Annotated in this window: 18 protein-coding genes; 5 read left to right on the top strand and 13 right to left on the bottom strand. The window is 67.4% G+C overall.

Going from position 1 to position 23,230, the window contains the following annotated elements; translation table 11 throughout:
* Nucleotides 1-1,122 carry a glutamate 5-kinase gene (gene proB, locus R8G01_05340; protein MDW3213400.1) on the top strand — a complete coding sequence of 374 codons (1,122 nt, stop codon included), beginning with the start codon at nucleotides 1-3 and terminating at the stop codon, nucleotides 1,120-1,122.
* A 1-nt stretch (nucleotide 1,123) separates the two neighbouring features.
* Here proB and R8G01_05335 read toward each other — a convergent pair whose 3' ends face one another.
* The 7 genes from R8G01_05335 to R8G01_05305 all read right to left on the bottom strand — a co-directional run bounded on the left by R8G01_05335 (nucleotide 1,124) and on the right by R8G01_05305 (nucleotide 9,858).
* Complete coding sequence (locus tag R8G01_05335) at nucleotides 1,124-3,517, bottom strand: hypothetical protein (protein ID MDW3213399.1); 2,394 nt, start codon at nucleotides 3,515-3,517, stop codon at nucleotides 1,124-1,126.
* A 167-nt stretch (nucleotides 3,518-3,684) separates the two neighbouring features.
* Nucleotides 3,685-4,452, bottom strand: coding sequence for a PspA/IM30 family protein (locus tag R8G01_05330; protein ID MDW3213398.1), 768 nt, complete (start codon nucleotides 4,450-4,452; stop codon nucleotides 3,685-3,687).
* A 77-nt stretch (nucleotides 4,453-4,529) separates the two neighbouring features.
* Entirely contained in the window at nucleotides 4,530-6,122 is a 1,593-nt protein-coding gene (gene murJ / locus R8G01_05325; GenBank protein MDW3213397.1) for a murein biosynthesis integral membrane protein MurJ, read from the bottom strand.
* Complete coding sequence (locus tag R8G01_05320; GenBank protein MDW3213396.1) at nucleotides 6,119-6,838, bottom strand: hypothetical protein; 720 nt, start codon at nucleotides 6,836-6,838, stop codon at nucleotides 6,119-6,121. The genes murJ and R8G01_05320 overlap by 4 nt, the downstream gene beginning before the upstream one ends.
* Before the next feature lie 73 nt (nucleotides 6,839-6,911).
* Nucleotides 6,912-8,114 (bottom strand): acyl-CoA dehydrogenase family protein, encoded by a 1,203-nt coding sequence (locus R8G01_05315; protein ID MDW3213395.1) that lies wholly within the window; start codon nucleotides 8,112-8,114, stop codon nucleotides 6,912-6,914.
* Between the two features lie 77 nt (nucleotides 8,115-8,191).
* Entirely contained in the window at nucleotides 8,192-9,550 is a 1,359-nt protein-coding gene (locus R8G01_05310; GenBank protein ID MDW3213394.1) for an AAA family ATPase, read from the bottom strand.
* Nucleotides 9,547-9,858: a hypothetical protein gene (locus R8G01_05305; protein ID MDW3213393.1), complete on the bottom strand. Its 312-nt coding sequence runs from the start codon at nucleotides 9,856-9,858 to the stop codon at nucleotides 9,547-9,549. The genes R8G01_05310 and R8G01_05305 overlap by 4 nt, the downstream gene beginning before the upstream one ends.
* A gap of 99 nt (nucleotides 9,859-9,957) precedes the next feature.
* Here R8G01_05305 and R8G01_05300 point away from each other — a divergent pair, with 99 nt between their 5' ends.
* Nucleotides 9,958-10,839, top strand: coding sequence for a MoxR family ATPase (locus R8G01_05300; protein ID MDW3213392.1), 882 nt, complete (start codon nucleotides 9,958-9,960; stop codon nucleotides 10,837-10,839).
* Nucleotides 10,836-12,317 carry a VWA domain-containing protein gene (locus tag R8G01_05295; protein MDW3213391.1) on the top strand — a complete coding sequence of 494 codons (1,482 nt, stop codon included), beginning with the start codon at nucleotides 10,836-10,838 and terminating at the stop codon, nucleotides 12,315-12,317. Before R8G01_05300 ends, R8G01_05295 begins: the two co-directional genes overlap by 4 nt.
* 18 nt (nucleotides 12,318-12,335) lie before the next feature.
* Here R8G01_05295 and R8G01_05290 read toward each other — a convergent pair whose 3' ends face one another.
* The 5 genes from R8G01_05290 to R8G01_05270 all read right to left on the bottom strand — a co-directional run bounded on the left by R8G01_05290 (nucleotide 12,336) and on the right by R8G01_05270 (nucleotide 19,387).
* Entirely contained in the window at nucleotides 12,336-13,055 is a 720-nt protein-coding gene (locus R8G01_05290; protein MDW3213390.1) for a nitroreductase family protein, read from the bottom strand.
* A 17-nt stretch (nucleotides 13,056-13,072) separates the two neighbouring features.
* Nucleotides 13,073-14,779, bottom strand: coding sequence for a hypothetical protein (locus R8G01_05285; GenBank protein MDW3213389.1), 1,707 nt, complete (start codon nucleotides 14,777-14,779; stop codon nucleotides 13,073-13,075).
* Nucleotides 14,780-14,839: 60 nt separating this feature from the next.
* Nucleotides 14,840-16,336 carry an IMP dehydrogenase gene (gene guaB, locus R8G01_05280; protein ID MDW3213388.1) on the bottom strand — a complete coding sequence of 499 codons (1,497 nt, stop codon included), beginning with the start codon at nucleotides 16,334-16,336 and terminating at the stop codon, nucleotides 14,840-14,842.
* A complete protein-coding gene (gene purN, locus R8G01_05275; GenBank protein ID MDW3213387.1) occupies nucleotides 16,333-16,971 on the bottom strand; it encodes a phosphoribosylglycinamide formyltransferase in 639 nt (212 codons plus the stop codon). The genes guaB and purN overlap by 4 nt, the downstream gene beginning before the upstream one ends.
* A gap of 190 nt (nucleotides 16,972-17,161) precedes the next feature.
* On the bottom strand, nucleotides 17,162-19,387 hold the full coding sequence (locus R8G01_05270) for a hypothetical protein (GenBank protein ID MDW3213386.1): 2,226 nt from the start codon (nucleotides 19,385-19,387) through the stop codon (nucleotides 17,162-17,164).
* A gap of 145 nt (nucleotides 19,388-19,532) precedes the next feature.
* Here R8G01_05270 and R8G01_05265 point away from each other — a divergent pair, with 145 nt between their 5' ends.
* Entirely contained in the window at nucleotides 19,533-20,672 is a 1,140-nt protein-coding gene (locus R8G01_05265; protein MDW3213385.1) for a zinc-binding dehydrogenase, read from the top strand.
* Nucleotides 20,673-20,833: 161 nt separating this feature from the next.
* Here the strand turns inward: R8G01_05265 and R8G01_05260 are convergent, their stop codons facing one another.
* Entirely contained in the window at nucleotides 20,834-22,465 is a 1,632-nt protein-coding gene (locus tag R8G01_05260) for an NAD(P)/FAD-dependent oxidoreductase (GenBank protein ID MDW3213384.1), read from the bottom strand.
* 158 nt (nucleotides 22,466-22,623) lie between these two features.
* Between R8G01_05260 and R8G01_05255 the strand changes: the two genes are divergently transcribed.
* Nucleotides 22,624-23,058, top strand: coding sequence for a nuclear transport factor 2 family protein (locus R8G01_05255; protein MDW3213383.1), 435 nt, complete (start codon nucleotides 22,624-22,626; stop codon nucleotides 23,056-23,058).
* The last annotated feature ends 172 nt before the right edge of the window (nucleotides 23,059-23,230 follow it).

The raw sequence follows: 23,230 nt of genomic DNA, 5'->3' as shown, positions 1-23,230 counted from the left end.
ATGAGAGTCGTCGCCAAGATCGGCACCGCGTCCGTCACCGACGACCACGGGCACATCTCGACCGCCGCGATCGCCAAGCTGGTCGACGAGGTGGCGGGGCTCCGTCGGGACGGTCATGAGGTCCTGGTCGTGTCGTCCGGCGCCGTCGCCGCCGGCGTGGCAGCCCTGGGCCTGGCGGCCCGCCCCGCCGACATGCGCACCCTGCAGGCCGTGTCGGCCGTCGGGCAGGGGCGCCTCGTGCAGGCGTACGACGCCGAGTTCGCCCGACACGATCTCGTCGGGGCCCAGCTCCTCGTCGACCCCTACGACTTCGTCGAACGATCGCAGTACCTCCACCTCCGGGTGACGATCGATCGCCTGCTCGAACTCGGCGTCGTGCCGATCGTCAACGAGAACGACGCGATCGCGAACGACGAACTGCGCTACGGCGACAACGATCGAATCGCCGCGTTGATCGCCAACAGCGTCCGGGCCGACGTGCTGGTGCTGCTCACCGACATGGACGGTGTCTACACATCCGATCCCCGGCGCGACGCCGACGCCGAACTGGTGCAACTGGTCGCCGATGACGACGCCCTCGTGGCGATCAGCGCCGGCGCGGGCGGCAGTGGGCGGGGGAGCGGCGGCATGGCCAGCAAGCTCACCGCGGCACGGATGGCATCGTGGTCCGGGATCCGGTGTGTGATCGCCCGCGCGTCGCAACCCGGTGTGCTGGCCGGTGCCGCCTCCGACGAACTCGTCGGCACCACGTTCGCGCCGCACGATCGGGTGATGTCGGCGCGCAAGCTGTGGATCGCATTCGCCGCCGACGTGAGCGGCGTGATCAGTGTCGACGAAGGCGCTCGCCGGGCGCTCGTGGAACGACCGAACAGCCTGCTGCCGGCCGGTGTCACGGGCGCCGACGGGGCATTCGATCCCGGCCAGGTGGTCGATGTGGTCGACCACGACGGCCAACGCTTCGCACGCGGTCGGGTGTCGATCTCGGCCGGTGACCTGCGCTCGGTGCTCGGCCGCAAGACCCGGGACCTCCCGGTGGGCATGCCGAACGCGGTCGTGCACCGCGACGACCTGGTCGTGCTCGAACCGGTCACCGCGGTCGGTGACCGGTTCTATCAGCGTTGACTCAGTCGCGCAGGTCGCCGCTGCCGTAGACCACCGGTGTCGCGGTGTGGTTGTTCAACCGGACGCCGAGGTTGCCATGGAAGTTGTACCCCCAGCAGACGACCGAGCTGTCAGCGAGCAGGGCGCACGAGTGAAGCCCGTTGTTGGTGACCTGCATGATGTCCGCGTCACGTTGCGTGCGCATCGGAACAGGGGTCGCTTCGACGTCCTGCGGCGAGAGGTCGCCGGTCTGCCCGTAGCCGTTGCTGCCCCAGCACTCGACGCTGCGGTCGGCGTGCCGCACGCACGTGAGGTCGTCGCCGGCGATGACCTCGACGACGCCGGCGACACCGGTGACGGTGGCGGGCAGCAGATTGGAGATGGCACCGTCGCGGGGCCCGAGCGCCTCGGACTCGTCGAGACCCCAGCATTCGACGGTCCCGTCGGTGATGAGCGCGCAGGTGTGGCTCCCTCCTGCGCTCAGCTGCGATGCGGTCGACAGGCCGTCGACCTGTTGTGGCGTCTGCCCGGACGAGGAGCCGGTGACGCGTCCCACTCGCCCGCCGTGGCCCCAGCACCAGACCGTGCCGTCGTCGTAGAGCAGGCAGGTGTGGCTCCCGCCGGCTTCGACGTCGATGGGCTCTTTCGCTCCGGGGAGCCCGAGCACCGGCACGGGCGACCACTGCTCGGTGTCGGACGCGTCGCCGAGCTGGTCGTAGTTGTTGCGGCCCCAGCACCAGACGCCGTCGTTGACGCCGTTCTGGTCGTCGTCGGTGATGGCGCATGTGTGGTCGTCCCACAGTGAGAGGTCGACGATCTGGTCGAGGCCTTCGACGGCGGTCGGGGAGAGCTGCCGGTCGAAGGCATCGTCGCCGGTGCCGACATCGGTGCCGTTGCCCAACTGGCCGTTGCCGTTCGAGCCCCAGCATCGTGCCGTCGTATCGGCCAGCACCGCACACGCTGCGCTCCCACCGGCTTCGAGGATCACGGCGTCGTCGATGTCGGCCACGAGTGCCGGGTCGAACTGGTCGCCGTAGTCACCCGTGCCGGTGTAGCCACTCTGGCCGGCGCAGCGCACCGTCCGGTCGGACATGAGTGCGCATGTGATCCGCGAACCGGAAGCGAGTTGGGTCACGCCGAACAACCCGGGTTCGGGTACATAACCGTTGACGTCGACGATGACGTCGGTGCGGGCGAGCGAGTAGATGCAGATCTGCCCGTCGCCGTCGAGGCTGACCTTGGAGAGCACGGCGTTGGGACTGACTTCACCGGTCTGGTAGTTGACGTTGCTGGCGGTTGGGCGAGGCTGGTCGCAGGGCCAGATCGTGAGGAATCCGGGTGCTTCTGGATTGACTGCAGTGACGTTCAGGTACGCCGCGGATGCGTCGGCGTCGATATTGCACCGGCCGGCAACTCTGACGGCGTACATGCCGCCGGCGGCGATCTTGCCGTCACCGGCGAAGAGGCCGTCGAAGGTCTCGCCGTCGGGCCGGGTGTCCGCGCAACGGGCCGGTTCGATGGCGACGCGGTTGCCGCCAGGCGGCAAGTAGCCGTTGACGTCGGCGATGATGTCGGCGTCGACCAGCGTGTAGATGCAGACTCGCCCTCCGGTACCGACCGTGGCGAGCACCGCATTGGGTCGCACGTCGCCGGCGCCGTAGTTGACGTTGCTCGTCTCCGGACGATCCGATCCGCACGGGTGGACGGTCAGGAAGCCGGGACCGCTGGGAAAGATGGCAGTGACGTTCAAGTAGACGGCTTCGGCGTCGGCCGGCACGCCACCGCGCCCGGCGGCGACGAAGGAGATCGTCTCGCCTGCCTCGGCCCGCCCGATGTTCTGTGACTCGCCGTCGATCGTCGTGTGGACCGGGCTCGCCGGCCGGGTCTCGACGAGGCGTGCCGGGTCGACGGCGACGGGTGAACCGGCGACGGGCACGTAGCCGGTCACGTCGACCACGATGTCGGTGGTCGCGAGCGAGAAGATGCAGACGCTTCCGTCGGAAGCAACCTTGGCGAGGACCGAGTTCGGGATCACCTGGCCAGCGAAGTAGTTGACGTTCGATGTGTTCGGGGGTGTCGCTGAGCACGGGTAGACCGTCAGGTAGCCGAGTTCGTCCGGCACGACGGCGGTGACGTTGAGCATGACCGCCTCGGCATCAGGCGCAACCCCGCCGCGTCCGGCAACGGGCAGACGGTAGAACGTGCCGGCGTCCACGCGACCCGCGCCCGCATGCTGCCCGTCGACCGTGGTCTGTCCCGGTCGGGTGTCCAGCAGACGGGCGGCGACGACCGGCACCATGTTGGCGTCGGCCGCAGCTGATGCAGGCGGGGAGTTGAGTGCAGTCGTGATCGAAATCGAAGCGATCAGCGCCGCGGCGACGGCAAGTGAGCGGCACTTCGAACGTGCAAGCGTCATTGGGAACCCCCTGTGGTCGTGTCGAACCACCGACAGCATCCGCCGAGGTGTGGTCGCTCGCCGGTGGTCTCCTTCGCTGCACGACCATAGAAGACTCGAGCGTCGTCGCGCCAGGGTTCTCGCGAAACGGCGGAGCGGTGTGCTCGCCGTTGCCCGACATCGGCTCCCTAGGTGGAGGTGCCGCCCTCGACCTGGGGTGCTGCCTCGGAGGCGGCGTCGAGGCCGAGCTCGGCCCGCAGCTCGGACAGCCGGCTGTGGGCTTCGACGTTGGCGGTGGCCTGCTCGACCTCGAGGACGCGTGAGGCGACCGACGTCTCGGTCAGTTCGGCCGACGCCTTGGCCTTGGCGTAGCGGGCCTGGATCTTCTCCTCGACCTCTTTCAGCGTCGGGACGTCGTCGCCGACGGTCTCGTTGAGCTGATCCATCGCGACGTTCATCTCTTCCTGCATCTTCGCCTGCTCGAGCTGGCTGACCAGCTTGGACTTCTCGGCGATGCGCTCCTGCAGGAGGCGGCTGTTCTGCTGGACTGCGGCCTTCGCTGCGTCGGCGGCCTCGGTGCTCTCGAGCACCATCGACTTCAGGCTCTCGACGTCGCGCTCGACCTGGATGAGCTGATTGGCGATGGCCTCGGCGGCGGTGGTGTACTGCGCTGCCTTGGCGGCGTCGCCGGCCTTCTCGGCGTCGGCAGCCATGATCAGTGCCTGGCGAGCGTTGGCGTTGAGCTTCTCGAGTTCGGACATCTTGCCGTTGAGGCGGATCTCGGACTGCTTCTGCCCGGCGATGACGTTGACCGCCTGCTCCTTGAGCCGCTTGTGCTGCGACTGGGCCTCGGTGATCGCCTGCTCCAGCTGCACCTTGGGGTCGGCCCGCTCGTTGAACGAGCCGGTGAGCTTCGCCGTCGTGTACTTCCACCACTTCTTGAGGAGCTTGAACATGGGAGCAGCCTACTCGTTGGTGCCGTTCCGATCGATGGAGACGAACGGAGCGAACCTGGTTGGCTCCGTTCGCTCGATCATGCGGGCGCCGGTCCGCGGGGGAGTCTCCGCCGAACCCAGTCGAGCTCGGGGACCCGTAGCGCCACCGCGACCGCGAGGTACACGACGATGCCGACGATGCCGCCGACGACGATCTGACCGAGCGCGGACCATCCGGTGTCGTCGTCGACGTTGCGGGTCACGAACCACATCGCCTCGGCCATCAGCACGGCGGCGAGCAGCATGCGCCAGATGCTCGACACGATCGGCCTGAGCGGGAATGCCCCGACCTTGGTGCGCAGCACCGAGAGGGCCCAGACCGACGACAGCAGGTAGGCGAACGCGTAGGCCAACCCGAGCCCCAGCACGCCCCACCGGCCGACGAGCAGCAGTGCGAACACGATGTTGAGCAGGTTCTCGCCGACGTTGAGGACGAACGGGGAGCGGGTGTCCTGGTGGGCGTAGAACCCGCGCAGGACGAACAGGTAGACCGAGAAGCCGACCAGCCCGATCGAGAGTCCGGCGAGCGCCCGCGAGGTGTTGAGCGTGTCGACGGCGTCGAACTGGCCGCGTTGCATGAGGCCGATGATCGGGCCGCGCAGCACGAACATGCCGGCGGCGGCCGGCAGGGTGAGGAGGGCGATCAGCCGGACCCCGAGCGACGTCTGACGGACGAAGTCGGTTCGGCTGCGCCGCACGACCGCCCGCGCCATTTCGGGCTGGAAGGTGGTGGCGATCGACACGGCGAGGAGACCGTGCGGCAATACGAACCACGTGAAGGCGTCGAAGTAGGCGGACGCGATGCCCTCGCCCTCGCCGAGCGCCAGGTTGCGGATGACCAGCAGCGCAACCTGGTTGGCGGCCACGAACCCGATCGTCCACACCGACAGCACGAGCAGCTTGCGTACGGCCGGGTGACGCCACTCGAATGCAGGCCGGAACCTGAGCCCTGCTGCCGTCATCGCCGGAATGACGGCGATCGCCATCGCGGCGATGCCGGCGGTGGCGCCGAATCCGAGGGTCCATCGCAGCCGGTCGTTGGTCAGGACATCGCCGAGTTCCCATCCCGTGTCGCCGGGCCCGGGCAGTGACAGCAGCGTGATGATGATGATCAGGTTCGGCAGGATCGGGCTCCAGGCAGCGGCGAAGAAGCGCCGTCGACTGTTGAGGTACGCGTTGGCGATCCCGGTCAGACCGTAGAACAGGATCTGCACCATGAAGATCCGGGTGAGCGTGCTGCCGACGCTCCGGAACAGTTCGGCGTCGATCTCGGGGGCGAGGTTGAGGCTGTAGAGCCGGAAGACGATCGGCGCGAGCGCCACGGCGACGACGGTGAGCCCGACCATCAGCGTCGCCGAGATGGTGATGACCACGTTGGTCGCGTGATCGTCCCGGTCGTCGTCGTCGCTGCCGAGGAACGCCGAGAACATCGGGACCAAGGTGGCGGACAGCACGCCGCCGAGCAGCAGGTCGTAGACGATGTTCGGTGTCTCGTTCGCGATCTTGTAGCTGTCGGCCAACAGCGTCTGGCCGATGACCGCCGCGAACACGAAGACCCGGAGCAACCCCGAGACGCGGGACAGCGCGGTGCCGAGTGCGACGGTGACGTTCGACTTGAGCAGGCTGGTCACGCGGTGCGGGTTTCCTCGACGGCCTGGTGGAGCGCCTCGAGCTTGATCACGAGGTCGTCGACGTCGCGCTGGTACGCGGCGGTGTCGACGGCCCCGATCCGGACCTCGCTGGCGCGGGCGACCAGCTCGTCGAGCTGAGTTTGCGTCAGCTGCAGCGAGGCGGCCGTCTCGGCCGATTGCGCCTTCAACCGGTCGGTCGTCGCGATCTGGCGCTCGACCGATGCGATGGCGGCCGCGTGCTCGAGTGACGGTGAGGCCGCCGCCTGGGCCTGCAGGGTGGCGAGCTTGGAGCGAAGTGCGGTCGGGTCGAGACGGCGGACGGCGTCGTCGATCTCGTCGCCGCGTTGTGCGACCGCCCAGGCCTCGGCCAGGCCGCGTTCGAGTTGGTCGGCGATGCCCTGGAGAGTGGTCTTCAGGGGGCCGCCGTCGGCCGATGCCACGGTCGACCTGAGTTTGCGCCCGGCACCCTGGGCCTGCTGCATGATCTGCCGCCACGGCTCGCTGAGCACGAACGGATCGATGTTCGCCCGCTCGACACCGTCGGGCATCGCGGCCCCGACCGATGCGGCGTAGATCGCCACGCCGACGCCGATCGCGACGCCGATCGGGAGGCCGGCGACGGCCATGGCGGTTCCGATACCGAGTCCGAGCAGGATCCGCCAGGAGAGCAACGCTTTGGCTGTCGTCGGTGTGTAGAACCGGTCACGAAACCCCATGGTGCCCCGACGCTAACGCTTCATCACCGGTCGTGTGGAGATGATGGAGGTGCCGAGATGTCGCAAGCGGTCGTCACCCCGTGGTGGCGTACCGCCGCAGGATCCGACGGCCCAAGCTCGACTTGTGGACTTCGTCGGCCCCGTCGTAGATCCGGGCGGCGCGCTCGTGTCGATACCAGTACGCGAGGACGGTGTCGTCGGTGACGCCGAGCGCTCCATGCACCTGGATCGCGGTGTCGACCGCCTCGAGCATCGTGTTCGCGACCGCGAACTTGATCGCGGAGATCTCGTCGCGAGCGGCCTTGGCGCCGTACCGGTCGATCTGCCAGGCGGCGTGCAGCGTGAGGAGCCGAACGCTACGGATCTCGGCGTCGAGTTCGGCGACCCAGTGCTGGATGACCTGGCGGTCGGCGAGCGTGCCGCCGTCACCGTCGATCACGCGGGCGTTCGCTCGTTCGCACATCATGTCGAATGCTCGGGAGGCGACGCCGAGCCAGCGCATGCAGTGGTGGATCCGGCCGGGGCCGAGTCGGTCCTGCGCGATCAGGAATCCGCTGCCCTCCGGGCCGAGCAGGTTGGTGCGCGGGACCCGGCACGATTGGTAGATCACCTCACCGTGGCTCGCGTGTCCGCTCCCCGCGTGGCCCATGACGCTCACGTTGCGCACGAGGTTGAACCCGGGCGTGTCGGTCGGGACGAGGATCATGCTCGCCCGCTGGTGGGGAGGGGCATCGGGGTCGGTGACGGCCATCACGATCGCGACGGCGGCACCGTCGGCCGACGAGGTGAACCACTTCTGACCGTTGATCACGTAGTCGTCACCGTCGACCTCGGCCCGTGTGGCGAGCAGGGTCGGGTTGGAGCCGGCGGTCTCGGGCTCGGTCATCGAGAAGCAGCTGCGGATCGTGCCGTCGACGAGCGGTCGAAGCCAGGTCTCCTGCTGCTCCGGCGTCCCCCACTTGTGGAGGATCTCGATGTTGCCGGCGTCGGGTGCCTGCGTGCCGAACACGGTCATCCCGAGCGGGCTCCGACCGACCGCCTCGGCGAACAGGCCGTGATCGACCATCGACAGCCCGAGCCCCCCGAACTCGACCGGATGGTTGGGTGCCCACAGGCCCATCTGCTTGACCTTCGCCTGGGCGGCGGCGACGCCGGCCGCCAGCGTGTCCGGGTCGCCGTGGAGCATCTCGTTCTCGAGCGGGATGACCTCGCGGTCCATGAACTCGCGGATCATCCCCAGCATCGTCGTCATCTCGGCCGACATCTCGAAGTCCATCGGTTCACCTTTCGTCGCTGCCACGGTACGAACCGGTGGCGCGGCTCGACCAGGGCCGATGGGCCCTCCTGGCGGCGTCAGACGGGGGCGATGTCCGCGGCGTCGAGCGTGGTGAGCTGCTCGACGGTCGGATGTTCGACGTCGCCGAGACGGACGGCCTGCATCGACACCGCCTGTTCGAAGACGTTGCGGGTGAAACGGGCGTTGCCGAATCCGCGGCCGCGAGGTTCGTCCTCGATCACCTCGTTGAGGCGTGTCCGGGCGGAATCGTCCAGCTCGTAGCGCTGCTTGCCCGCGATCAGCTCGAAGATCGCGAGCAGTTCGGCGGTCGTGTAGTCGGGGAATTCGAGGGTGCGGGCGAACCGGCTGTCGAGGCCCGGGTTGGTGTCGATCAGCTGCTGCATCTCGGCCGGGTAGCCGGCGACGACCACGGCGAGGTCGTCGCGATGGTCCTCCATGAACTTGACCAGGGTGTCGATCGCCTCACGGCCGAAGTCGTTCTCGCCGCCGCGGGCGAGCGAGTACGCCTCGTCGATCAGGAGCGTGCCGCCGAGTGCGGAGGTGAGGACCTCTTGGGTCTTGGCGGCGGTCTGGCCGACGAAGCCGGCCACGAGATCGGCGCGATCGGTCTCGACGAGGTGGCCCTTGGTGACGACGTCGAGGCTTCGGTACAGCTCGCTGAGGAGCCGGGCGACGGTGGTCTTGCCGGTGCCGGGGTTGCCGACGAACACGAGGTGCCGGCTGGTCTCCATCACCGGGAGCTCGTGTTCGGCCCGCAGCTTCTGGATCCGCAACAGGCTGGTGAGCCGCCGGACCTCGGTCTTGACGTGGTCGAGACCGATCAGCGCGTCGAGTTCGGCCAGGATCTCGTCGACCGGTCGCTCGGGCGGCAGGTCGGGTTCGGGTGTCGTCATCGCGGGGCGGTCGGCGGCGGCTACGGCCGCGGCCGGTTGCCCCGGTCGTGCCAGGCCGGCGGAGTCGAGCGTGCCGAGCAACATGCTGCGGAAGCGGTCGATGGCGGCGATCTCGTCGGGCGACGGCACGAGGTCGAGTGCTGCCGACGCGTGGGCCAACTTGATGGCGAGTTCGTAGTACGTGACGGCGCGTCGGGTGCCGTGCCGGACATCGGCGCCGACCAGCAGCTCGAACAGCGTGCTCGGCGTGGACAGCCAGGTGTGCTTCGAGGTGATCAGTTCGCTCTCGCGCAGCCGCTGAGGTGTGACGGCGACCGGGGGAGTGAGCTGCGACCCGATGTCGTCGAGCCAGGCTTCGAGTTCGCTGGTGGTGAGGCGTCCGTCTGCGGCCAGGATCGCCGAGACGAGGTCGGCCGCGTCGACGAGGCACTCGTGCCGGTGGTGCTTGCCCGACAGCTCGGTGAGTTCGGCGTCGACCCCGTCGACGAATGCCTCGACGTAACTGCCGAGCGCCCCGCTCATTCGGACGGGTCGTCGTCGCCGTCGTCGTCGCCGTCGTCGTCGTTGTCGAGACGGTCGACGATGTGATGGGCGGCGTCGGCGACCGCGCCCTTGACCCCGCCCTCCTCGGCGATCTGCTCGAGGCGGGCATCGATGATGCCGAGCCGGGCCCGCTCGTTCTCCATCAGCGAGATCTTGCCGTCGCCGTCGAGGTCGTACGCCTCGATCTGCTCAGCGGTCGCGTGTTCGGGGCTGCCGACGGGCTGGACGATGCCCTCGTCGTGATCAGCGTCGTCGGGATCGGCCGGCGTGGTGGGCTCGTCGCTCATGACTCCAGTATGCACCGTCGTCGCGGGTGCCAGGGGGCGCACGGCTCCGCGTCGATTCCGATTGACCGTCGGGTCAAGATGGGTTGTAGCGTCTTCGGCATGGCAGCAGAGGTCGCGAACCGTTTCGAGAGCGTCCAGCAGGTCCGCGAGGGCCTCAAGGACGTCAACTACCTGGCTGATGACGGTATCTCGGGCGTCGCGTTCCTCGCCGACCGCCTCGGCAAGCCGGTCCTGGTCGAAGGTCCTGCCGGCACCGGCAAGACGCAGCTCGCCAAGTCGGTCGCCGAGATGACCGGCTCCCGTCTGATTCGACTCCAGTGCTACGAGGGGCTCGACGAGAGCCGTGCGCTGTACGAGTGGAACTACAAGAAGCAGCTCCTCCGCATCCAGGCCGACAAGAGCTCCGACTCGTGGTCCGACGTCCACGACGACATCTTCTCCGACGACTTCCTCCTGACCCGGCCGCTGCTCGAGGCGATCAGCGCCGACGACCCCGTGGTGCTCCTCATCGACGAGGTCGACCGCGTCGAGGTCGAGACCGAAGCGCTGCTGCTCGAGATCCTCTCCGACTACCAGGTCTCGATTCCCGAGCTCGGCACGATCGAGGCCAAGCAGATCCCGCTGGTGTTCCTGACCTCGAACAACACCCGTGAGCTCTCCGAGGCGCTCAAGCGGCGATGCCTGTACCTCCACGTCGACTATCCGACGATGGAGCGCGAGAAGGAGATCGTGCTCACCAAGGTCCCCGGAGTGACCGAGCACCTCGCCGACCAGGTCAGCCGCATCGTCCGCTCGATCCGACAGCTCGATCTCAAGAAGGCGCCGAGCGTCTCGGAGACCATCGACTGGACCCGGACCCTGCTGCTGCTCAACATCGACACGATCGACGAGCAGGTCGCCAAGGAGACGCTCCACATCCTCCTCAAGTACCAGACCGACATCGCGAAGGCCACCAAGGAGCTCACGGTCGAAGAGTCATGAGCGACACGAAGCCGCTGTCCGGCAGCCAGCCGAAGTCGATGGTCGACCTGCTCAACGGGTTCGTCGTCGAGCTGCGCAACGCCGGGTTGCCCGTGAGCCTCACGGAGAACCTCGACGCGATGGAGGCGGTGCAGTTCATCCCGATCGAGGATCGTGATGCGTTCAAGTACGCCCTCGGCGCGACCCTGATCAAGAACAACGCCCACTGGCGTGCGTTCGAGACCGTGTTCGAGGTGTACTTCTCGCTGCGCGGACCCGAGTACCGGCTCGCCGAAGGCGACGAGAGCGCGATCGACGACCTGTGGCGCGAGATGCAGGAGGCCGATCAGCAGGGCGAGGGCACCGAGGGCGGGGGAGCGATGGACGCGCTCACGCCCGAGGAGATCGCCCAGATGCTCATGCAGGCGCTCCTCAACGGCGACCAGGCGATGATGCGGGCGATGGCCAAACAGGCCGTCAAACGCTTCGCCGGGATGGAGCCGGGTCGCCCGGTCGGCGGCACGTACTACCTGTACCGCACCCTGCGGAACCTCGATCTCGACGGCATGCTCGAACAGCTCATGGACCAGTCGGCCCAGGACGCCGACGGCGGCGAGCTGACGCACCTCGAAGAGCGGCTCGAGCGCGACGAGTTCGAACACCGGATCGACGAGTTCAAGAAGGAGATCGAGGCCGAGATCAGGCGTCGGCTCGTCGCCGACCGCGGTGTCGAGGCGATGGCCAAGACACTCCGCAAGCCGCTGCCCGAAGACGTCGAGTTCATGCATGCGTCACGCGACGAGATGCAGTCGCTCAAGAAGGCGCTGCAGCCGCTCACGCGCAAGCTGGCCGCCCGCCTGGCCCGCAAGCGCAAGCACGGCCGCAAGGGTCCGCTCGACTTCCGCAACACGGTCCGCCACTCGCTCAGCTACGGCGGCGTCCCGGCCGAGCCCAAGTTCAAGTACCCGCGACCGGCCAAGCCCGAGCTGATGGTCGTGGCCGACATCTCCGGGTCGGTGGCGGCGTTCGCCCGCTTCACGTTGATGCTGGTGTACGCCATCTCCGGACAGTTCTCCAAGGTGCGGTCGTTCGTGTTCATCGACGGGATCGACGAGGTCACCGACTACTTCCGTCAGACCGACGACATCCAGGCGGCGATCCACCGGGTCAACACCGAAGCCGACGTCGTCTGGGTCGACGGCCACTCCGACTACGGCCATGCCTTCGAGGTGTTCTGGGAGCGCTACGGCAAGGACGTGGGGCCCAAGACGACCGTGCTCCTGCTGGGCGACGCCCGCAACAACTACCACGCGAGCGCCTCGTGGGTCGTCAAGGAGATCCAGCACAAGGCTCGCCACGTGTACTGGCTCAACCCCGAACCGAAGTCGTACTGGAACACCGGCGACTCGATCGTCGGCGATTACGGCGCGCACACCGACGGTGTGTACGAGTGCCGCAACCTGCGGCAACTCGAAGCGTTCGTCGAAAAGCTGGCCTGACGGCCGGCGTGCGTCCGATCAGGGGAGTTCGCCGACCAGGGTCATGACCTGGTCGAGCGGCTTGCGGGCGAGGTCGGGCACGAGGCACCCCGCTTCGGGGTAGCCGACCGGGAACAGCACGAACGGCCGTTCGTTGACGGGCCGCCCCAGCACCTTCGTGAGGAACGCCATCGGGCTCGGGGTGTGCGTCAGCGTGGCGAGCCCCATGTGGTGGAGTGCCGTGATGAACATGCCGGCCGCGATACCGCACGACTCCTTCACGTAGTAGTGGTGGCGCCGCTCGCCGGTGTCGGCGAGGCCGTAGCGCTCCTCGAACAGCACGACGATCCACGGGGCGATCTCGAGGAACTCCTTGTGCCAGTCGGTCCCGAGCGGCTCGAGTTCGCGGCGCCACTCGTCGTTGATGCGGCCGTCTTCGTAGTTGGTACGTTCCTCGGCCTCGGCAGCAGCCCTGATCTGCTCCTTGATCGCCGGGTCTCCGGTGACCACGAACCGCCACGGTTGATGGTGAGCCCCCGACGGTGCCGTGCTCGCGGTGCGGATCGCCTGTTCGATCAGATCGATCGGCACCGGCTCGTCGGAGAGCATCCGCACCGAGCGGCGTCGATCGAGCTCGTCGTGGAACTCGGTGGCGCGGGCCCTCATCTCGTGCTCGGGACGCCGCTCGAACTCGAGCGGGACGAACGGATGGCGCTCCAGGATGTCCGGCGACGGGTAGGGGTGCTCGTAGCGACTCACCCCCGGATGCTGTCAGATCAGCGGTCGGGCTCTCGCCACAGGCCGATCCGGACGCTTGGGTCGGTCCACAGCAGTTCGGCGCCGGCATCGACGAGGTCGTCCGTGCCGAGTGGTGCGAACACGTACGGACCGATGTCGTCGTCGAGCCCGCGGTCGCGGAGCACGATCCGATCGGAGAGATGGAACTGGTACACCTGGTAGCGCTGGCGCTGGGTGGTCCAGCTGACGATCGGGTCCTGTGAGGTCGGGATCGTGCGCACCGCGAGCGGCACGCCGGCGGGGACGATGTCGTCGACCTCCGTCACGGGACTGGATGCCTCCCACCCGTTGAGCCGCAGGTCGGCGACGTCCTTCGTGCGTTGGACCCCGACGACGCCGAGCACGATCGCCAACACCGAGGCGACGGCGACGACACCGGAACGGCCGGGCCCGGTCCAGTCGGCGATCACCACGAACGTCAGCATCAGCGCGGTCAGCCCGGTCGTGATCAGCGTGACCTGCCAGATGTGCAACGTGTCGCTGCCGTCGACGTACGCCAGCAACCCGGCGATCATGCCGCGGACGCCGTAGCGCTCCTCGATGAAGTCGCCGTGCAACCGGTCGACGCCCCAACCGGAGACGAGCATCGCGACGACGGTGCCCACGGCGAGCCGGCGGTCGTTGCGGCCGAGCCCGAGTCGGAACCGGTTCGCGAGCCAGGCCATGCCCACGGCGATGATCGGCCACATCACGGCGTCGTTGTACCGGCCGTAGATGAACTGGTCGGCCCGGGGACGATCGGACATGAAGATCGCGGAGAGCAGGAGCAGCGGCACCGTCGTGATCGTGATCACGCGGGCGGCGACCGTGGGGATGCGTCCCGCCCGGACGCACGCGGCGGCGATGATCGCGGCGCCGATCGCGGCCAGGCCGAACGTCGCCGCCATCTGGTACCAGGCCTGACCGAGGATCGAGTCGAGCACCTCGATCGGATGTTGGGCCCGCGACCACACGGCGCCGACCGTGTTCTGGTTGGCGGGATCCTCCCAGACCTGCGTGAGCACCCAGTGCTTCCACGCCGACGTGATGGCGAACAAGCCGCCGGCGACGGCGAGCAATCCGGCGCCGCGAACCCAGCGGTGCCTCCAGAGCTCGCGGCCGACCGTGACGAGGAGTGTCGTGCCGACCAACGGCAGCAGGCGCGAGTGCACGGCGTAGCCACCCACGGCAGCGGCGACCGCAACGGCTCCGGCGGCGAAGGTGGAGATGTCGTAGTAGCGCAGGAGGGCGAGGATGGTGGCCAGGAACATGAGCGACACCAGCGACTCGGCCCACACGAACGACGAGGCCGACAGCGACGCCGGAGCGACGCCGACGAGGACCGCGATCACGGCCGATCCCCACACGCCGATGTCGGTGACGCGGTACACGAGCACGGCCAGCAGCGCGGCGGCGACACCGCCGAGCAGACAGTTGACGAACAAGGCGTAGCGCACCACGTGGGTGCCGTTGTCGGTGACCCAGTAGGCCGGCGTGATCAGGATCGCCAGTGCCGGCTGCCACGTGGCGTGGTCGAACATGTTCCAGTGGGTGCGCCCCGACAGCCACCTGGCGACGGCGAGCTGGGCCGGTTCGTCGGGGGAGACGTGGAAGATGTTGCGGTCCATCGCGAACCACCAACGGCCCGCCGTGACCAGTGCGACGACGTACGCCATCACAGCGCGCGGGAGTCGTCTCTCGAACATCACCAGCGGAGGCTACGGCCGAGGTGGGGTCAAATGGGGGGCACCGACACGTGACCCCGATCAGCTGCGCTGGTAGTTCGGCGCTTCCTTGGTGATCGTCACGTCGTGCGGGTGGCTCTCTTCACGCCCGGCGGTGGTGACCCGCATGAAACGGGCACCCGTGCGGAGCGCCTCGAGGTCGGCGGCGCCGGCGTAGCCCATGCCCGAGCGGAGACCACCGACGAGTTGGTAGATCGTGTCGCCGAGCGGGCCGGAGTAGGGCACGCGACCCTCGATGCCCTCGGGCACGAGCTTGCGGCTGGTCGCCGCGACCGACGACTGCGCCGTGGCGTAGCGGTCGGCGCCGAGGCCCTGCATGGCGCCCATCGACCCCATCCCCCGGTAGCTCTTGAAGCGGCGGCCCTCGAACAGTTCGGTCTCGCCGGGGCTCTCCTCGGTGCCGGCCAGGAGCGAGCCGAGCATCACGGTCGACGAGCCGGCGGCGATCGCCTTCACGACGTCGCCGGAGTACGTGATGCCGCCGTCACCGATGATCGGGACGCCGATCGAACGGGCCTTCTTGGCGGTCTCGTAGATTGCCGACAGCTGCGGCATGCCGGCACCGGAGATGATCCGGGTGGTGCAGATCGATCCGGCGCCGACGCCGACCTTGACGGCATCGGCGCCCGCCTTGGCGAGTGCTTCGACGCCCTCGGCAGTGACGACGTTGCCCGCCGTGACGGCGAGCTCGGGCCACGAGGCCTTGATCCGCTCGATCGTCTTGACGACACCGGCGGAGTGGCCGTGTGCCGTGTCGATCGCCACCGCGTCGACACCCATCGCGACCAGCGCCTCGACACGATCCTCGACGTCGTCGCCGACACCGCACGCGGCGGCAGCACGCAGGCGACCTCGGTCGTCGCGGGAAGCGTTGGGGTAGTCGAGCCGCTTCTGGATGTCTTTGACGGTGATCAGCCCGGCGAGCTTGCCGTGGTCGTCGACCAGCGGGAGCTTCTCGATGCGGTACTGCTGGAGCAGGAGCTTCGCCTCGTCGAGCGACGTGCCGACCTTCGCGGTGACCAGGTTCTCGCTGGTCATGAACTCGCTGATCGGGCGTTCGTAGTCGCTGCCCTCGCAGAAGCGGATGTCACGGTTGGTGAGGATGCCCACGAGTTCGCCCGAGGCGTTCGTGATCGGCACGCCGGAGAACTTGAAGCGGTTCATCAGTTCCTCGGCCTCGAACAGCTTCGAGTCCTTGGTGAGGGTGACGGGGTCGGAGATCATCCCGCTCTGGCTGCGCTTGACCTTCTGGACCTCGGCGGCTTGGTCGTCGATCGACATGTTGCGGTGGATCACGCCGATCCCGCCGTGGCGGGCCATCGCGATCGCCATGCGACCCTCGGTGACCTTGTCCATGGCGGCGGACACGAGCGGCACGGACAATTCGATGTCGCGGGCGAACACCGCGGTCGTGTCGACCGCGTTAGGGAGCGTCTCGGAGTAGCCGGGGATGACGACGACGTCGTCGAAGGTGAGTGCTTCGTAGCGGTCGAACAGGCCGTCGTTGACGTGGCTCATGCGTGGATCTCCGTGCTGTGGGTCGTGCGCTGGTCGCAGAGGTGGGCGATGGTGTCGACGAGCAGTCGATGCTCGACGGTGTGGATGCGTGCCTCGAGCGTCTCGAGGGTGTCGTCGGGGTGGATCGGCACGTCTTCGGTCGCGAGGACGGGGCCGTCGTCGACGCCCTCGTCGGGGACGAGGTGGACCATCACGCCCGTGGTGTCGCGTTCGCCGGCGAGCGCCTCGTGCCAGGCGCGCTCGATCGCATGGGTGCCGGGGAGCTCGCCGGGTCGGGCCGGGTGGAGATTGACGACACGATCAGGGAACCAGCCGAGGAAGCTGGTGGTGAGGATCCGCATCCATCCGGCGAGTACGACGACGTCCGGCTCGAACCCGGCGACGATGTCGGCGAGCCGAGCGTCGTAGTCGGCGCGGGCCTCGCCCTCGTGGCGGCCGATGTGGACGGACGGGACGCCGGCGGTCGCTGCCCGCTGCAGCGCGTAGGCACTCGATTGGTCCGAGACGACCGCCACGACCGTGGCCCGGCCGTGCAGCGTGCCGGTCGCGCAGGCGTCGAGGATCGCCTGGAGGTTGGACCCGTTCCCCGAAGCGAGCACCACCACCCGTGTGTCGGGGGTGCGCAACGCTTCCATGTGACGAACGTAGACGCGAGCGTCGGGTGAGCGGCGCGCCTGAACGAAAAGTTTCGGCGTTCCGGCCGAATCGGATGCTCGGGCCGTCACCAGATGTGGAGATCGTCTCGAAGCGCCGTGTCGCGCTCCGGGGGCTCGATGACCCGAAACAGCGACACGGAGGGCCGATCGCGACTGCGACGCCGCTGACCTATTTGCACGTGGAGCTGGCGCACCCCACGAACCGAAGGTCCGCGTTCCGATTCTCGTGGTACACCATCACCGGGTTCCCTGTGGCCCCGATGGCGATGTCCGGGTGGAACATCCGACCGTCGGCGTCGAGGGTCGTCAGTGCTGCGGCGGAACACGTGACGTCGTCGCATGCCGCAACTCTCGCTTGCAGGTCCATGACGTAGCCGATCACCGGCAGCCCACCGGCACCGATCACGATGTCGGCGTCGAACAGCGATGCCCCGTCGTCGAGAATCGTGTCGGTGGCCGTGGTGCACATCGAGTCATCACAGGCCGCCACCACGAGGCGATCGTTGGTCGCGTCGACATACGCCACGACGGGCTTGCCGTTGGTGCCCACCGCGATCGATGTCGAGAGCACCCCACCGATCACCGGGTCGGAGTCGACGACGGCGCCGGTCGATGCCGAGCACGTCGAGTTGGTGCACGAGGTGACCTTGAGTCGGTTCCCCCTCGCATAGCTCACGACGGGGTTGTCATCGGCGCCGATCGCAATCGACGCGCTCGACGAACCGATGAACCCGGTGTCGTCGATCGTGGAGATGGAACTGGCGGTACAGGCCGGATTGCTGCAGGCGGCAACCTTGACCTCGTCGTTGACACCGTCGACGTAACCGACCACCGGATTCCCGTCGGCTCCGATCGCGACCGAGGGGCCATAACCCGCTCCGGACACCTCGTCGAGGGTGGTGATGGTCGCCGCCGAGCAGGCCGGGTTGTTGCACACCGCGATCCTGAACCCGACCGGCGGTGAACCCGCGAAGACCGGGCCCCCGCTGTAGTCGTACGTGAGGACAGGATTGCCCGTGGCCCCGAGGGCCATCGACAGGGATCCGGGAATGCGGTCGATCGCATCAACGATGCTGACACCGGCCGACGAGCAGGCGGGATCGTTGCACGTCGTGACCTTCAGCTGGATGCCGTTGGTGTAGTCGAAGAAGCCGATCACCGGGTTGCCGTTGGCGGCTACGACGACCGCCGGGTTGCGACCCGTGTTGCCTGCTTCGAACAACGCCGCGGGCACGGGGTCGTTGCGGGTGTCGACTTTGCGGGCGGGTGTGCCGTCGGTCTTGGCGGGTGTGTACGCGTCGCCGTCGATCGTGCCCAGGTGGTCGGCGACGAGATCGACCGAGGAGAGGTCGGAGTTGATGAAGCACACTTCTCCGTCGTCGCCGATCACGCCGACGGCGACGTTCGGGTCGACCGATGCCGGACCGGTGAAGTTGACGTTCGATCCGGCGGGTGGATTCGTGATGTCGGATGAGACCAAGAGGCCGAACCCGGGCCCGGAGGCCTGGACCGGTGTCAGGTTCACGATCGCGGCGTCGCCCGGTGACCCGGCCACCGAGAAACAGACCCGACCCGACGGAGCCATGCGGTTGCCTCCGACACTGTCGCGGGTGTCGACTTTGCGGGCGGGTGTGCCGTCGGTCTTGGCGGGTGTGTACGCGTCGCCGTCGATCGTGCCCAGGTGGTCGGCGACGAGATCGACCGAGGAGAGGTCGGAGTTGATGAAGCACACTTCTCCGTCGTCGCCGATCACGCCGACGGCGACGTTCGGGTCGACCGATGCCGGACCGGTGAAGTTGACGTTCGATCCGGCGGGTGGATTCGTGATGTCGGATGAGACCAAGAGGCCGAACCCGGGCCCGGAGGCCTGGACCGGTGTCAGGTTCACGATCGCGGCGTCGCCCGGTGACCCGGCCACCGAGAAACAGACCCGACCCGACGGAGCCATGCGGTTGCCTCCGACACTGTCGCGGGTGTCGACTTTGCGGGCGGGTGTGCCGTCGGTCTTGGCGGGTGTGTACGCGTCGCCGTCGATCGTGCCCAGGTGGTCGGCGACGAGATCGACCGAGGAGAGGTCGGAGTTGACGAAGCACACTTCTCCGTCGTCGCCAATCACGCCGACGGCGACGTTCGGGTCGACCGATGCCGGACCGGTGAAGTTGACGTTCGATCCGGCGGGTGGATTCGTGATGTCGGATGAGACCAAGAGACCGAACCCGGGCCCGGAGGCCTGGACCGGTGTCAGGTTCACGATCGCGGCGTCGCCCGGTGACCCGGCCACCGAGAAACACACCCGACCCGACGGAGCGACGATCGCTTCGGCCACAGGTGAAGTGGCCGTTCCACCGGCGAACACGAACGCACCAACGACCAAACTGACCATCCGGAATTTCATGAGCAGAGACCATAGTGCGAGTCGCCGACCCGCAGGACAGGGCCTCACACGGCGAGGTGATCCCCGGAGCCGCCTCCTGATCGAGCTGTTCGGAAACGTGATGTTCGGTTGCCCGGACGTCCGGTCGATCGGGGAAGATGGCCACATGAATGACACCTCCCTCCCCGCCACCGGCCACGAACTCCGATCGACCGTCTCCGATGACGGGCGCGTCACCTTGGCGATGCGCGAGTTCGACATCGCCGAGCCCGGCCCCGACGAAGTCGTCGTGCGGATCGAGGCCTCGCCGATCAACCCGTCCGACCTCGGGATGCTCTTCGCCGGTGCCGACCTCGGCGCCGCCGAGTCCGCCGGCACCGACGAGCTCCCGGCCGTCTCGGCGCCCTTGCCCGACGCCGTCTTCCAGGCGCAGCAGGCCCGGCTCGGTCAGGCGATGTACGTCGGGAACGAAGGCGGCGGCACCGTCGTCGCCGCCGGCTCCTCCGACGCGGCCCAGGCGCTCCTGGGCAAGGTGGTCGGTTTCCTGTCACGCAACACGTATGCGACCTACCGGACCATCGAGGCCGCGACCTGCCTGCCGATGCACGACGGCACCACGGGAGAACAGGCTGCCGCCTGCTTCGTCAACCCGCTGACCGCGCTCGGCATGGTCGAGACGATGCGGGCCGAAGGGCACACGGCGCTCGTGCACACGGTCGGGGCCTCCAACCTCGGTCAGATGCTCAACCGCATCTGCCTCGCCGACGGCATCGGCCTCGTCAACATCGTGCGCAAGCCGGAGCAGGTCGAACTCCTCCATGCGGCCGGCGCCGAGCACGTCGTCGATTCGAGCAGCGAATCCTTCCGTGACGATCTCATCGCGGCACTGAGCGCAACCGGCGCGACCATCGCATTCGATGCGATCGGCGGCGGCGAGATGGCGGGCATCATCCTGTCGTCGATGGAGCAGGTCGCCAGTGCCGGTGGCGAGTTCAGTCGATACGGCTCGAACGTGCACAAGCAGGTCTACATCTACGGCGGGCTCGATCGTCGCCCGACCACCCTCAACCGCGACTTCGGCGCGAGGTGGAGCGTCGGCGGCTGGCTGCTCATCCCGTTCCTCGTGCAACTCGGCCAGGAGGGCGCCGACCGTCTGCGGCAGCGCGTGGCCGACGAGATCACCACGACGTTCGCCAGCGACTACGGCATGAAGGTCACCCTCCGCGAAGCGGTCGACCCCGAGATGGTCAAGCGCTACAGCAAGGTCGCCACCGGCGAGAAGGCCCTGATCGCCCCGCAGGCCTGAGGCCCGTCAGGCGTCCCCTGTTCGAGGACGACGAGGTCTCGGTCGGCCGACGAGCGGCGTAGCCTCCGACGACCGTGTCGGCGTCGTCAACGCCTGTGGCAGCGCGGATCGCGCCGTGTTGGTCGCCCCCGTGGTCCGCGGTGCAACCCCGGCCGCGTGTGTCAGCGCTCGAGGGAGAAGCCGCTGTAACCAGCGCCGGCGGCAGCGTCGATTTCGTCCCCATAGACGTCCAGGCCGCCGAGGTAGGGAGCGAACACATTCGGCTTTCCCTCGATGTTCGATCCCGAGTACCACGACCGTGTCGTGGCAAAGAGGGTGTCGTCGGCGAGCGCTGCGACGTGGTCGACCCACTTCTCCTGCGCCTCGGCGGTTGCCTCGATGGTCTTGAACCCGTACTCATCGAGGTACGCGATGCACCTCGTGATCCAGTCCACGTGTTGTTCGATCGCTGCGACCATGTTCGCTCGGACGGATGGGCTTCCCGGACCGGCGACGACGAAGTAGTTGGGCAACCCGTGAATACCGAGGCCGAGATAGGTCGCTGGTCCATCCGCCCATGCTGATTGGATGGTGGTTCCGTTTCGGCCGATCGTTGGAATGTTCATCAGCGCACCCGTCATCGCGTCGTAGCCGGTCGCCAGCACGATCATGTCGAGGTGATAGGCCTGCTGCTCGGTAACGAGTCCATATTGGGTGAAGGTCGCGATCGGGTCGGATCGAAGATCGACCAGCGTGACATCGGGTCGGTTGAAGGTGGCGTAGTAGTCGGTATCGACGCAGATGCGCTTCGTCGCGATGTGATGATCCGTCGGTGTGAGCAGTGCGGCTGTCTCGGGTGAGTCGACGATCTCTGCGATCTTGGATCGTACGAAGTCGGCGACGAGGTCGTTCGACTCGCTGTTGCGCAGAAGATCCTCGTACGACCAGACGAGCAGGTTTCCGCCGTGCTGCCAGCGCAGTTCGAGTTCTCGTGTGCGCCGCTCCTCGTCATCTGCGGCTGCAGAGGGCCCCGCAGGGGGAATCTGTGGAATGTAGCCCGCCCGCGTTCGCATCGCTGCACGCTTGTAGTCGGCGTAGTTCCGCTTCCGCTCGTCGACGAAGTCCGGGTCGAGTGGGGCATTGCGCGCCGGAATGGTGAAGTTCGGTGTGCGTTGGAAGACGTACAGGTGTTCCGCTGTCTCGGCGATCTCGGGGATTGCTTGAATACCCGATGACCCGGTGCCGATGACGCCGACCCGCTTGCCGGAAAAATCGACTGGATCCTGCGGCCATCGTCCGGTGTGATGGACGGATCCAGCAAAGGCTCGAAACCCCGGGAAGTCGGGCGTGTTCGAGTGGGAGAGGCTCCCGGTCGCCATGACACAGAAACGCGAGGTGGGACGGGAGCCATGACTCGTCGTGACGTGCCACGTCGACGAAGCTTCATCGAACTCGAGTGCACTGACGCGCGTGTCGAAGACGATGTTGCGACCGAGGTCGAAACGCTCGACGACGTGCTCGATGTATCGCAGGATCTCTGGTTGGGTCGCGAACCGCTCGGACCACTCCCACTCCTGTAGCAGATCGGGATCGAATCCGTAGCAGTAGTCGAGGCTGTCGACGTCACATCGCGCTCCCGGATACCGGTTCCAGTACCACGTGCCCCCGGGGCCGCCGCCCGCCTCGATGACGACGGTGCGTAGTCCAGCCTGGCGGCATCGGTGCAGCATGTACAACCCCGCGAATCCCGCACCCACCACGATGACGTCGTAGTGGCCGTCGGGATGATGATCGGTAGTCGGTTGCGATTCCATGGTGGTGTTCTCCGGCCGGTGTCGTTGCGAACCGTGCCACTTGGCCTTCCAGGGTCGACAACGGCGGCGAACGCTGCTCTACTGTCTGAAAGATCGGATCATCATAATGATCGGATAATTCTACATGCTGCATCGCAGCGAGCTGCGAACGAGGAGCCATGACACTCGAATTCGACGACTTCAACTCTCTCCATCGTCTCAAGGCCCGGTACGGCCGGTTCGTGGACTGCAAGGAGTGGGATGGGCTCCGCGATCTCCTGACGGCGGACATGAGGTACTATGCGGATTCTCTCACCGGGCCACCCGCAACGGACCCGACGACCACGGGTCGTGAGGAGTTCGTCCACCGGGTCGCAGAGCGTTTCGCTGGTGCTCTCACCGTTCATCACAGCCACACTCCCGACCTCGAGATCACCGGCGACCGGACCGCTACCGGCGTCTGGGCGATGTCCGACTACGTGACCGGAGCGATCGGCGATCGGGGGTGGCGGGGCTACGGCTTCTACCATGAGGAGTATCAGCGGTGTGACGACGGCACGTGGCGGATCCGGGTGCTGAGACTCACCCGCATCCGCATGGACTCGCTCGATTGACCCATGGTGACCGATCCGTCGTGCCCGCCGACCTCGGCACCGCGTCAACCACGCTGTCACCGCGTTTCGGGCGTCTCGACGGTGGCAACGGCTTCATGTCCGGTCGTACCGCCGACGATCATGTTCTCTATGATCGGTACATGCCGATCCTGTCATGCCGAGACCTGGGGGA

The organism is Ilumatobacteraceae bacterium, from assembly GCA_033344875.1.
Lineage (GTDB): Bacteria > Actinomycetota > Acidimicrobiia > Acidimicrobiales > Ilumatobacteraceae > Ilumatobacter.
The sequence above is the reverse complement of the archived record's forward strand: the minus strand, read 5'-3'. Positions and strand labels throughout refer to the sequence as shown.

Coding starts and splice junctions, on each gene's coding strand:
- proB (MDW3213400.1), top strand. CDS start 1: ATGAGAGTCGTCGCCAAGATCGGCACCGCGTCCGTCACCGACGACCAC.
- R8G01_05335 (MDW3213399.1), bottom strand. CDS start 3,517: ATGACGCTTGCACGTTCGAAGTGCCGCTCACTTGCCGTCGCCGCGGCG.
- R8G01_05330 (MDW3213398.1), bottom strand. CDS start 4,452: ATGTTCAAGCTCCTCAAGAAGTGGTGGAAGTACACGACGGCGAAGCTC.
- R8G01_05320 (MDW3213396.1), bottom strand. CDS start 6,838: ATGGGGTTTCGTGACCGGTTCTACACACCGACGACAGCCAAAGCGTTG.
- R8G01_05315 (MDW3213395.1), bottom strand. CDS start 8,114: ATGGACTTCGAGATGTCGGCCGAGATGACGACGATGCTGGGGATGATC.
- R8G01_05310 (MDW3213394.1), bottom strand. CDS start 9,550: ATGAGCGGGGCGCTCGGCAGTTACGTCGAGGCATTCGTCGACGGGGTC.
- R8G01_05305 (MDW3213393.1), bottom strand. CDS start 9,858: ATGAGCGACGAGCCCACCACGCCGGCCGATCCCGACGACGCTGATCAC.
- R8G01_05300 (MDW3213392.1), top strand. CDS start 9,958: ATGGCAGCAGAGGTCGCGAACCGTTTCGAGAGCGTCCAGCAGGTCCGC.
- R8G01_05295 (MDW3213391.1), top strand. CDS start 10,836: ATGAGCGACACGAAGCCGCTGTCCGGCAGCCAGCCGAAGTCGATGGTC.
- R8G01_05285 (MDW3213389.1), bottom strand. CDS start 14,779: ATGTTCGAGAGACGACTCCCGCGCGCTGTGATGGCGTACGTCGTCGCA.
- guaB (MDW3213388.1), bottom strand. CDS start 16,336: ATGAGCCACGTCAACGACGGCCTGTTCGACCGCTACGAAGCACTCACC.
- purN (MDW3213387.1), bottom strand. CDS start 16,971: ATGGAAGCGTTGCGCACCCCCGACACACGGGTGGTGGTGCTCGCTTCG.
- R8G01_05270 (MDW3213386.1), bottom strand. CDS start 19,387: ATGAAATTCCGGATGGTCAGTTTGGTCGTTGGTGCGTTCGTGTTCGCC.
- R8G01_05265 (MDW3213385.1), top strand. CDS start 19,533: ATGAATGACACCTCCCTCCCCGCCACCGGCCACGAACTCCGATCGACC.
- R8G01_05260 (MDW3213384.1), bottom strand. CDS start 22,465: ATGGAATCGCAACCGACTACCGATCATCATCCCGACGGCCACTACGAC.
- R8G01_05255 (MDW3213383.1), top strand. CDS start 22,624: ATGACACTCGAATTCGACGACTTCAACTCTCTCCATCGTCTCAAGGCC.